Here is an 11,438-nt window from a genome sequence, read left to right as displayed (position 1 = left end):
ACCTCCAAAAAGTCAGCCTTGAATCTGATTTGCGTCCTCTTGGGAATCCCCTGCCTTAAATCGTCACTACAGCCTAGAGCCTCGGACCGAAAAGTGGATTGCACCTTTGGGCTCATCCGATGTTCTCTTCTAGAGAGAGCGCATCGTTGGGTGCGGAAACCCGGAGCCACTTTTCACTGGCGTGGCCCTTCGGGTCGCTGACGTGGACCTTCGGTTCCGCACGAGGCGCTAGTGGATGTCCTCTGCCCCACCCCAGGCTGCTATTAGCTTCTCCACAGTGAAACCTGGACTACGAGCGGCCTTCAGGATCGGTGCCTCCTTTCGCGTCACGAGGTCGATGGCACGGGGGAGTTCACGGGCGATCTGAGGGTCGATAATAACTGCTCCATGACGATCGGCATGAAGCAGATCATTGGGCCTGATCGTCAACCCAAAGACCTCTACTGGACAATCGAACGCCTCGATACGGACGAATGCATGGCTCGGGCTGAGCGATCCCGCCAGAATCTGAAAACTGGGATCAATGGCACCGAGATCCCGCATTGAACCGTTGGTCAGAACTCCTCGTGCGCCAAGGCCCTTGTGGATCGCCACATTGACCTCGCCCCAGAAGGCGCCGAGACCGGGGCGAGGATCAATATCCTGCAGAACCACCACGGTCGGTCCCGGCTGGGCCGCGACGTATCTATAATAGGCGATCCGCCGTGCTCTGACTTCACCGGGAGACTCCTGAGCCGGCTGCGAGCCGCGTATCACACCTGTGCGCGCATAGCCGACGAAGGCGGGCAGGTTTGGATGGGCGGCAATGACCGGCTGCGTCGTGAAGCCGTCCGCTGTCCGATGCCCTAGGACGAGTTCGATTGCGTTACACACCGTCGGTGTGTCGACCCCCTCAAGGGAGGCGAAGATCTCTGGAGACAACAGTTGTTCCATTCCCAGACGATTCCCATTGCAAGTCAGTTGGTGCTTAAAGGACAACGCCGCCTCAGGCGACGTGCTCCTAGACATTGTCCTGCGGTTCGCCGACATGCATGGTGGCGACCACAATGCCGGATTGCAACCAGCGGGCGACATCCACACGAGTGCCCGCTCGACCGCCGCTAGCGCATCGTGCGGAACCGAAGGTCCACGCCAGTGAAAAGGGGATCCGGGTTTCCGCACCCAACGATGCGCTCTCTCTAGAAGAGAGCATCGGATGAGCCCCAAAAGTGCAATCCACTTTTTACGTCCGAGGCTCTAGGAAATACCGGTTCGACAGTCACGTATTGCGAATCCACCATGGATTGCGCTCGCCCTCTAGGCGTTTGGTCTCGCACAAATTCATCCGCTAGAAATTGACGCGGTCGCCTCCTTTCAGCGACAGCATATTGCGCGCATCATCCGGCGTTGCGATCTCCAGTCCGAGCCCCTCGATGATCTGGCGCGCCATTCTCACTTGTTGTGCATTGGATTCCGCCAGCTTGCCCGGCCCGATCCAGAGTGAATCCTCAAGGCCAACACGGACGTTGCCTCCCATGGCGGCTGCCTGGGCTGCGATGGCGAGCTGGTTCTTGCCTGCACCGAGAACCGACCATTGGTAATCCCTTCCGAACAGCCGGTCGGCAGTACGCTTCATATGCGCTACGTCCTCCGGGTGCGGGCCAATGCCCCCCAGGAGACCGAAGACGCTCTGGACAAAGAGCGGTGGCTTGATCAGGTCCCGATCGACGAAATGGGCGAGGGTGTACAAGTGACCGATATCGTAGCACTCGATCTCGAAGCGGGTGCCATTCTCGGCGCATGTCGTCAGGATGTACTCGATGTCGGCGAAAGTGTTCCGGAAGATCCTGTCGCGTGAACCTTCGATATAGGGCTTCTCCCAATCGTACTTGAACTCCTTGAATCGATTGAGCATCGGGTAGAGCCCGAAATTCATGGAACCCATGTTGAGGGACGCGACCTCCGGCTTGTAGTAGGCGGCAGGACGGACACGCTCCTCCACCAGCATCGTCGGTGCGCCACCCGTCGTGATGTTGATAACGCAGTCGGAGCGCTGCTTCACTACTTGCAGGAATGGTGCGAAGGCCTCGGGCGTTTGATCGGGCTTACCGTTGTTCGGGTCTCGCGCGTGCAGGTGCACGATGGCGGCGCCTGCCTCGGCCGCACCGATGGCGGCTTCCGCGATTTCCTCCGGAGTCACCGGCAGGTGAGGGGACATGGACGGCGTATGGATCGCGCCCGTAACGGCGCATGTAATGATGACCTTGCGTGCCATGAGCTTTTTCCTTCTCAGGAGATCACGATTCTGGTTGGGATTGCTTGTGCGCTTTCAATGCCGTCAGGCGCCTGTCACGCCAAGCCGAGCGGCGCGCGAGTTCGTCGGGGGTGGGCGCTTCGCCCCAGGCATCGAGGATGCGGCTCACATTTTCCTTGTCCCAAACCTGAGGCTTGGCCGGATCCTCGGTGAGTCGGCGGTAGAAGCCGGTATAGCGATTGCAGTAATCGCCAATCCCGCCAGGCGCATTGAGCTCGATGGTCTCGAACGGCCCGATAAACGACCAGCGCAGTCCGAGACCATCCTTCAGGGTCTTGTCGAGATCCTGCGGGCTCACTACGCCCTCGCCGACGAGCCGGAACGCTTCTGCGAGAAGCGCGCCTTGAAGGCGGTTGAGAACGAAGCCCTCGACCTCACGGTTCACAATGATCGGAACCTGCCCAACGCTTTCATAGATTTCGCGCGCGCGAACGATGGTTTCGGGTGCCGTCCAGGGAGCTCCGCAGAGTTCGACGAGGGGCACGAGGTGGGGAGGATTGACCGGGTGCGCCACCAGGCAGCGGGGGCGGCCCGAGAGCCCTTCGGTGAACTGGGACGCGACGATTGCGGAGGTTGAGGACGCAAGAATGCAATTCGCCGGGGCATGTTGGTCGAGTTCGGCGAAGATGGCGCGCTTGATCTCGACGGTTTCAGGACCGTTCTCCTGAACCAGATCGACCGCGCTGACAGCCTCCGCAAGCGACGGGAAAATCGCGACGCGGCCTGACGAGCCCTCGGGGTCCGAGACGAGGCCGTGCCTCGCAAGCTCCTCAAGACCCTGCCGGATCAGACGCGGTGTATTCTCAAGGGCCTCGCTACTGGAATCCGTGACGCGGACGTCCCAGCCGGCTCGAGCAAACACGATAGCCCAGGATCGGCCAATCAGCCCTGCTCCAATGATAGCAACACTCGGCATTCGTGATCTCCCTTAACGCTCACAACCACAGGACCTTGCGGCGAAGAGCAAGGTCGTCCCGCAGATCCTTCGACAGGCCGGTATGGATCACCCGCCCCCGTTCGAGCGCCACCGTCCGGTCGGACAGAGCAAGCGCCAGATCGAGGTGGTGGTCGACAATGATGATCGAGACCTCATGCCGGAGCTTGTCGAAGCTCTCGAAGAGCTGCTCGACGATCGCCGGGGCAAGGCCTTCGAACGGCTCGTCAAGGAGGAGAACCTTCACATCACCCGAGAGCGCGCGCGCGACCGCTACCATCTGCTGCTCACCACCGGAGAGGAAGTCCGCCGGAGTATCGAGCCTCTCGCGGATCCGGGGGAAGTATTCGAAGATCTTGTCCAGGTTCCAGTGTATGCCGTGACCCGTCTCGCGCTTGAGCCGTCCGAGTTCCAGATTCTGGGCTACGGTCATTCCCGCGAATAGCCCGCGCCCCTGTGGCACGTAGCCGATACCGAGCCGCGCGATGGCAGAGGACGGTTGGCCAGCGATCTCCTGTCCGTCGAGCCTGATCGAGCCCGAGGAAGGCGGGGCGATGCCGATCAACGTCTTGAGCAGGGTCGACTTGCCGGCGCCGTTGCGCCCAAGCAGTGCGACGATCTCGTGCTGGCGAACATTGAAGGAGACGTCCGCCAGGACATGACTCTTGCCGTAGAACGTGTTGATCATTTCTGCCGTGAGGATGGTCGCCGGTTCGACTGCGCTCTCTCGGGTCTTTGCCGCAACAGTGGCGGCGCCAGAGCCGATATAGATCTCCTGGACTTTCTGGTTCGACCGCGCATCCTCAACCGTTCCATCGACCAGCACTTGGCCCGCATTCATCACGGTGACGGCGTCCGCAATCTGGAACACCCGGTCGATGTCATGCTCCACGAGCAGCATCGGGACATCCAGGGAAATACGCTTGATGATGTCGCCGATGCGCTGACGCTCGGCAGCGGAAAGTCCTGCGAGCGGCTCGTCGAGCAGCAATACTCTCGGCTTTGTCGCAAGCGCCAATCCCATATCGAGGAGGCGTTGCCCGCCATACGAAAGTGATCCCGCCTCGGCCTTCTCGATGCCGGCAACGCCGAGATAGCGGATCACCGCAGCGGTCTCGGCCTCGATCTTCTTGATCGATCGCGCCGCAGTCCAGGAATTGAAGCGCTGCGGATGACGAGCCTGCACGGCAAGGCGAACATTTTCCTCGACGGTCAATGCCGGGAACAGGTTCGTGATCTGGAACGAGCGTCCGATCCCGGCCTGCGTGATCGCTTCCGGAGAAAGCCCGGCAATGGAGCGCCCCTGAAGAAGCACGTTACCCTCGTCGGGCATATAGAAGCCGGAAATCAGGTTGAATGCGGTTGTCTTTCCTGCGCCATTGGGGCCGATCAGGGCGTGCAGACTACGATCCTGCACGGCAATGTTGACCGCCTGAACGGCCTTGAGCGCGCCGAAACTCTTGCTGATGCCACGGGCTTCCAGGATCACGCCATTTATGTGATCGGACGGCTTGAGAAACGACGGCAGGGGCTCATCGGTGAGGGTGCGGCCTGCCATGGCGGCCTCTTCCGTCACCCTAGCGCGGAACGGCGCAGCGATCCGCTGCGCAATCCCGACCAATCCTGTCGGCGAGAGGATGATGAACCCGATGAAGAGGATGCCGAAGTAGAGCAGCCAGTGCGGGGTCCAGATCGACAGCAGCTCCCGAAACAGGATATAGAAGAGAGCTCCAAGCGCGGGCCCGAGAAAGCTGCGCATTCCACCGATCACGACCATGGCGATCAGTTCGCCTGAGAAGGCAACGGAAAGAGGTTCTGCAGAGGCGAAGCGGTGGTTGAAGACCGAAAGGACGCCTGCAATACCGACGACCGTGGCGGAAACCACGAATCCGAGAAGCTTGTAACGATTGGTTGGATATCCGAGGAAGCGGGCGCGCTGCTCATTCTCCCGGATGGCCACAAGAACGCTGCCGGCAGGCGAATTGTGAAAGCGCAGCAGCGAAAAGCAGATGGCAAAGCCGATCACTGCGACGAACCAGTAGTAGATCCAGTCGGAACTCAGATCGAGGCCGAGTGTCTTTGTGCGCACGACGCCGCCAAGCCCGCTTTCCCCGCCCGTCAATGCCGTCCAGCGATAGGCGACAGCAAAGAGCATGGCTGCCAGGGCCAGGGTCAGTAGCGAGAAATAGACACCCCGTCGACGCAGGATGAGTCCGCCGAGAAGAGCCGATACCACCGCGATGAAGACCATGGCGAAGAGCGCCGGAAGAACGATTCCCTCTGGGAACCAGTGCAACTGGCTCAGCGCCGCTGCGTAGGCTCCGAGGCCGAACCACACACCATGCCCGAAGGAAACGAGGCCGGTATAGCCGACCAGGACATTCAGGCCGAGGCAGGCGATAGCGAAGACCACCACGTCGATGGACGAGCGGAGGGGCAGGCCGATGGGGTCGAGGACGAATGGCAGCAGGATGAGCGCTGTCGCCGCGATGAGGAGGGGCCAGTAATCCTTGCGCATCGATCTACTCGAATTTCTGGATGCGTTCGCCGAGCAATCCGCGCGGCCGCAGGAGCAGTACGAGGGCCATCAGCAGGTACATTGAGGCCTCGCCGGCAGGTGGGAAGAAATAGATGGTGAGACCGCGCACCACGCCCACGAGAGCCGCGGCCGCGATAACCCCCCAAAAAGAACCCAACCCGCCGATGACGACCACGACGAAGGCTGCGGTGAGGATCTCTGCTCCCATGGCCGGATGCACGCCGGAGATCGGCGCCAGAAGGACTCCGGCAAGACCCGCCAGTCCGATTCCGATGGCGGCTACGGCCGTCATGTACGGCTGAAGCGAGATGCCGAGCGCTCCCACCATGTCCGGGTTTTGCACCCCTGCGCGGACCACGCGGCCAAAGGCGGTGCGGTACACCAGGAACCACGTCGCGATGACAGCCGTAAGAGCCACACCGAAGATGATCAGACGATAGCGAGGATAGATGAAGTGGCCGAGAAAGATCTGGCCGCGAAGTTCTGGCGGAATCGAGAAGGGTAGAGGGGCAGCGCCGAAAATCATCCGGAGGCTCTGCTCGATGATCATCGCGAGGCCGAATGTGAGCAACAGGCTGAGAATAGGGTCAGAGCGGTAAAATCTGCGGAAGAACAGGCGCTCGATAACGACGCCCAGAAATGCGACAAGCACCGGAGACGCAATGAAGGCGCCGGCAAAGCCGATCTTGGGAGCTAGCGTCACGGCGAGATATGCACCGATAGCGTAGAAGGCTCCATGGGCGAGATTCACGATCCCGCCGAGAGAAAAGATCAGGGAGAGGCCAAGAGCGATCAGCAGGTAATAAGCTCCGACCAAAAGGCCATTCAGCACCTGCTCAAGGAGAAAGACGAGCGCCAAGCGAGGCTCCTTTTCCGTCCAAAATGGAAGCCTGTGCCGAGAAGCCGAGGCACAGGAGAAAACGGAATGTCGTACTCTCAGCGGCCGGAGCGGCTTTCGCCCTCCAGCCTGTTCGATGCGTGGCCTGCTATGCCTGCATCTTGCAGGTGCCATCCTTCGGTGGCGCCAAGGCCTCGAGATCCTCATTCGGGCCAGGCACGGTACCGAGCGGATCGTAGATATCCCACTGGTCCTTCATCTTGTCCGGGTCCTTCGCGCGCACGGCATACATCTCCTGGACCATCTGGTTGTCATAGGCGCGGAAGTAACCTTCGCGGCTCTTCAGAATATCGAACTTCGCGCCTTTGCGCAGATGCTCCGCGAGCTTCTGCGGGTCCGTGGATTTCAGCTCGGCGAAGGATTGGGCGACGATCTTGAGGGAGTTGTAGTCGCCCCAGGACTGATTCTCGGGCAGCTTGCCATACTTCTTGGCAAAGGCTTCGACATATTTCTTGGACGAAGGCGTGTCGACCAAGTGGTGCCAGATCAGCGGCCAGATGCCCGAGAAATTGCCTTTGCCGGCACCCCAGGCGACGGCCGTGTCGAACCCGAAGCCGGTGATTGGGAATTGGAGCCCGTATTCCGCATATTGCTTGATGAAGTTGGTGATCTGATTGCCCGCGAGATTCGAAGCGACGATGTCAGGCTGCGCCTGCCGGATCTTGAGCAGATAGGGACTGAAGTCGGTTGCATCGGTGGGGACGAGTTCCTCTCCGATGAACTCACCGCCATTCTCCGTGACGAACTTCTTGGCGACCCTGAAGAGATCATGACCGAAGGCATAATCAGCAGTCAGGGAGTACCACTTCTTTCCCTTGATCATGTTCTCGTTTTTCAGATACGTGCCGACCGCCCTGACCATCATCGAGTTCGCAGCCTCGATATGGAACATGAACGGATTGCAGCTTTCTCCGCGCAGGGCGTCGGAATTCGCACCCGTGTTGATGAACACTGTCTTGGTCCGGTTCGCGACCTGACCGATGGCGAGAGCTGAGGCCGAGGAGATCTCGCCGATGATCATCGCGACCTTGTCGCGCTCGATCAGGCGCTCGGCCTTGGCCGAAGCCGTCTGCGGGTTCACGGAATCCTCGATCACCAGTTCGATCTTACGACCCAGAATGCCACCGGCGGCATTGATCTCCTCGGCTGCGAGCTTCACGCCCATCTGGGCGAATTCGCCGAGTGGGCCAAGGAAGCCAGTGATGGGTGTGAGATGCCCGATCCGGATCACGTCAGATTGCGCCTTGGTGATCGCAGGCATCCCAAATCCTACAAGCGCGGTAGCGCCCGCCGCTCCCTTCAGGAGCGTACGGCGGGTCAGGTCGTCCGAATGTGCCATGGCCGTTTCCTTCCTCTGAAAAGGGTGTCGCGGTTACTTGCCGCGATCTGTGATCACAGTTAGACTGTCTGAAAATGAGCAAATTGTCGAGCCCTCGAAATACCGAGACACCTTCAGCGATCGCCCAGATTGGCCGGCTGGAGCGTGTCACCCTGGGCGAGCGCGTCCACACGGAGCTGCGTGAACTCCTGATGAGTGGCGAACTCGCGCCTGGGCAGAAGATGTCCCTGCGCAGCGTCGCAGAAACTCTCGGCGTCTCGATGATGCCGGTGCGGGAAGCGGTCGCGCGGCTCGTCGCCGATCAATCTTTAGAGGTGCTGCCGAATCGCGCCGTGCGCGTCCCACTGATGACCCGTTCGCGTTTCAGAGAGCTGACAATCGTGAGACTCGCGGTCGAGGGCTTTGCTGCAGAGGAGGCGGCCAGGAGCCGCACGCAAGCTGACCTCGAAGCCATGCAGAATTACGAGGACGCCTTTCTGGCAGAGGCCCGTAGTTCCAATCCACAGGCGGACAGAGCCGTGCGGACGAACAAGGAGCTCCACTTCGCCGTCTACCGGGCGACCGGCCTGCCGACGCTGGTGGGGATCATTGAGGGTCTCTGGCTGAAGATCGGGCCTGTTCTGAATTTCGATCTCAAGGCCTCTCCCGAACGGTTGCGCACGGGCGGTGCAACCGAGCATCACCGCCGTCTCGTGGCTGCGGTGAATGTCGGTGACGGGGCTGCCGCACGCAAAGCGCTCATCGACGACATCGAGGGCGCTGCCAGTTTCATCGAGAGCACCGGACGTCTACAGGACTAGGCCGATGCCCAGGCTCTCGGAAAATACAAGACGAGCGGGCGCCGAGTGCAAGGGTGCACAGTTCAGGGATGGAGACGACGAAGATGGACCTCAATATCGCCGGGCTGCGTGTTCTGGTGACGGCTGGTGCCGCAGGCATCGGTCTTGAGATTGCCCGCACCTTCCACCGCGAAGGCGCGCGTGTGCATGTCTGCGACGTCGACCGCGCGGCTCTCGACGCGGCGGCCTCGACCGACCAAGACCTGACCTCCTCCTATGGCGACGTGGCGGATCGAGGCGATGTCGCCCGGGTTTTCGAAGAGGCTCTGGGAGTTCTCGGCGGGCTGGATGTTCTCGTCAACAACGCCGGCATCGCAGGGCCGACCGCGCGGGTGGAGGAGATCAATCCCGAGGACTGGGATCGCTGTCTTGAAGTATGCATCACTGGGCAGTTCAACTGCACGCGCCTGGCTGTGCCCCACTTGAGAAAGAGCCAGAACGCCTCGATCGTGAACGTCTCCTCCGCGGCTGGCCGGTTCGGTTTTCCTCTACGCTCCCCGTACGCCGCTGCCAAATGGGCCGTGGTCGGCTTCACGAAATCGCTCTCGCGGGAGTTGGGCGAGGACGGCATCCGCGTGAACGCGATTTTACCCGGTGTTGTCGCCGGCGACCGCCAGCGCAGGGTGCTCGAAGCCAAAGCACAGCAGCTTGGCGTATCGTTCGAGGAGATGCAGCGCCGGGCGCTCGCGAACACGTCCTTGAAGGAATACGTGACGGCGCAGCAGCTTGCCGATCAGATCGTCTTCCTGTGCTCGCCGCTGGGACGAACGATCTCGGGACAGGCCATTGCCGTCGACGCAGATCTCCAGGCTCTTTTCTAAGCAATGACGATAAGTGCCGTCTAAGCTTCTGTTTCGTTGAAAACCATTCCGGAGTTCCAGTCATGACCTCTCCCGAGCACTACCCCACCATTCCCGACCTCGCCGGAAAGGTGATCCTCATCACCGGCGCGAGCACCGGAATCGGAGCCGCGGCCGCAGTAGCCTTCGGCCACAACAAGGCGCGTGTGGCGATCCATTACAATGCCAGCGAAGAGCAGGCGCGGCAGGTTGCTGAGGAGGTGAGAGCGGCTGGCGGGGAGGCATTCCTGGTTCAAGCGGACGTCACCGAGCCGGAGGCGGCGGCGCGTGTCGTGGCTGAAACCGTCGGGCATTTCGGCCGGCTTGATGTTCTCATCAATAACGCCGGCGGCTTGGTCAAGCGCACGCCGATCAAGGACTACACGGACGAGTATGTCGATGCCGTGCTTGCCCTGAACGTCGAGCAGGTCGTGCGCTTCGTTCGCGAGGGAGTTTCCCACATGCGGGCGCAGGGCGGTTCCATCATCAATGTGTCGTCGATCGCCGCGCGCCACGGCGGTGGGCCAGGCTCCGTCGTCTATGCCGCGGCCAAGGGCTTCATCTCGGTGGCCACGCGGGGCTGGGCCAAGGAACTGGTCAAGGACGGCATCCGGGTCAATGCGGTTTCGCCCGGTGTCATCATGACCCCTTTCCATGAGCGCTATTCGACTCCGGAGCAACTTGCCGCCATGCAGGCCACCATTCCCATGGATCGTCTCGGCACACCGGAGGACTGTGTCGGTGCCTTCCTCTATCTCGCCTCCAATCACCTCAGCGGCTACGTCACGGGCCAAGTGATTGAGGTGAATGGCGGGCAATACATGCCGTGACCACAATAGCTGGGACAGAGGAGGGGGAGCTGAAACGATGATCGATTTTCTCTATCGCACCGTCCTCATCGGAGTTGGCGCAACAGCATTGCTTGATCTCTGGGCCTGGATCCTGCAGCGGTTATTCAAGGTTCCAGCGCCGAATTGGGGTTTGGTGGGGCGGTGGTTCTGCCACCTGACAGAGGGCAAGGTCTTTCATGACGATATCACGCTGGCGCACGCTTATGCCTTCGAGCGTGCCGTCGGCTGGCTGAGCCATTACGCTGTCGGCATCATCTATGCAGGCGCCCTGCTGGCCTTTACCCGCCCCGACTGGACTTCGGCGCCAACATTGGCGCCTGCGCTGGCCGTGGGCCTCATCACCGTTGGAGCCGGATGGTTTCTGCTTCAGCCCGGGATGGGGGTTGGTATCGCAGCCTCGAAACGACCCAATGCCACACGGATCAGGGTACTCAACATCGCCGGCCATGTCATCTTTGGTTTCGGGCTTTACGGGAGCGCTCTTCTTATTCGGTAGGGTATGCCCGGTTGGAGAGGGGCAGCCCATTTCCTATAGCCGCCACCAATTGCCGCTTGAGGCCATAAGAAACGCGGTGCGGTGATACCTGCGTTTCACGCCAGGAGGTGTCACTCATACCACGATAAGGCTCTCTTCGTGGCTGCTGCTTACATCAACCAGCGAACTTGGTGCAGCTAAAGCATCGCGCTTAAAAAGTGGACCCGGTTTTCACTGACGTGGCCCTTCGGGTCGCTGACGTGGACCTTCGGTTCGCATCCAACGATGCGCTCTCTATGGAGGGAGCATCAGATGGATCCCAAAAGGGCAAGTCCACTTTTCACGTCCGATGCTCTAGGCTGTAGTGACGATTTAAGGCAGGGGATTCCCAAGAGGACGCAAATCAGATTCAAGGCTGACTTTTTGGAGGT

10 protein-coding genes are annotated in these 11,438 nt (G+C 60.6%); 4 read left to right on the top strand and 6 right to left on the bottom strand.

Annotated features, from left to right (window positions below):
- Positions 1-228: 228 nt before the first annotated feature.
- From DC522_RS30610 to DC522_RS30585, 6 genes are all read right to left on the bottom strand, one after another.
- A complete protein-coding gene (locus tag DC522_RS30610; protein WP_116532261.1) occupies positions 229-933 on the bottom strand; it encodes an RraA family protein in 705 nt (234 codons plus the stop codon).
- Positions 934-1,327: 394 nt separating this feature from the next.
- A complete protein-coding gene (locus DC522_RS30605; protein WP_116532260.1) occupies positions 1,328-2,254 on the bottom strand; it encodes a 3-keto-5-aminohexanoate cleavage protein in 927 nt (308 codons plus the stop codon).
- Positions 2,255-2,276: 22 nt separating this feature from the next.
- Positions 2,277-3,209: a 3-hydroxyacyl-CoA dehydrogenase gene (locus tag DC522_RS30600; RefSeq protein ID WP_116532259.1), complete on the bottom strand. Its 933-nt coding sequence runs from the start codon at positions 3,207-3,209 to the stop codon at positions 2,277-2,279.
- 19 nt (positions 3,210-3,228) lie between these two features.
- Positions 3,229-5,745 carry a branched-chain amino acid ABC transporter ATP-binding protein/permease gene (locus DC522_RS30595; protein WP_116532258.1) on the bottom strand — a complete coding sequence of 839 codons (2,517 nt, stop codon included), beginning with the start codon at positions 5,743-5,745 and terminating at the stop codon, positions 3,229-3,231.
- A 4-nt stretch (positions 5,746-5,749) separates the two neighbouring features.
- The gene (locus tag DC522_RS30590; RefSeq protein WP_116532257.1) at positions 5,750-6,625 is read right to left on the bottom strand and encodes a branched-chain amino acid ABC transporter permease; all 876 of its coding nucleotides are present in this window, start codon (positions 6,623-6,625) and stop codon (positions 5,750-5,752) included.
- A 127-nt stretch (positions 6,626-6,752) separates the two neighbouring features.
- Positions 6,753-8,003: an ABC transporter substrate-binding protein gene (locus tag DC522_RS30585; RefSeq protein WP_116532256.1), complete on the bottom strand. Its 1,251-nt coding sequence runs from the start codon at positions 8,001-8,003 to the stop codon at positions 6,753-6,755.
- A gap of 74 nt (positions 8,004-8,077) precedes the next feature.
- On the opposite strand from DC522_RS30585, the gene DC522_RS30580 reads away from it, so the two are divergent.
- The 4 genes from DC522_RS30580 (at position 8,078) to DC522_RS30565 (ending at position 11,028) form a co-directional block, all read left to right on the top strand.
- On the top strand, positions 8,078-8,803 hold the full coding sequence (locus tag DC522_RS30580; protein WP_116532255.1) for a GntR family transcriptional regulator: 726 nt from the start codon (positions 8,078-8,080) through the stop codon (positions 8,801-8,803).
- An 83-nt stretch (positions 8,804-8,886) separates the two neighbouring features.
- A complete protein-coding gene (locus DC522_RS30575; RefSeq protein WP_116532254.1) occupies positions 8,887-9,663 on the top strand; it encodes an SDR family oxidoreductase in 777 nt (258 codons plus the stop codon).
- Positions 9,664-9,725: 62 nt separating this feature from the next.
- The gene (locus DC522_RS30570; RefSeq protein ID WP_116532253.1) at positions 9,726-10,511 is read left to right on the top strand and encodes an SDR family NAD(P)-dependent oxidoreductase; all 786 of its coding nucleotides are present in this window, start codon (positions 9,726-9,728) and stop codon (positions 10,509-10,511) included.
- Positions 10,512-10,548: 37 nt separating this feature from the next.
- Positions 10,549-11,028, top strand: a complete 480-nt coding sequence (locus tag DC522_RS30565) for a DUF2938 domain-containing protein (protein ID WP_116532252.1) — start codon at positions 10,549-10,551, stop codon at positions 11,026-11,028.
- Positions 11,029-11,438: the final 410 nt, after the last annotated feature.

The organism is Microvirga sp. KLBC 81 (genome assembly GCF_003075415.1).
Lineage (GTDB): Bacteria > Pseudomonadota > Alphaproteobacteria > Rhizobiales > Beijerinckiaceae > Microvirga.
Note: the sequence above shows the minus strand (reverse complement) of the source record. Positions and strands in the feature narration are given on the sequence as shown.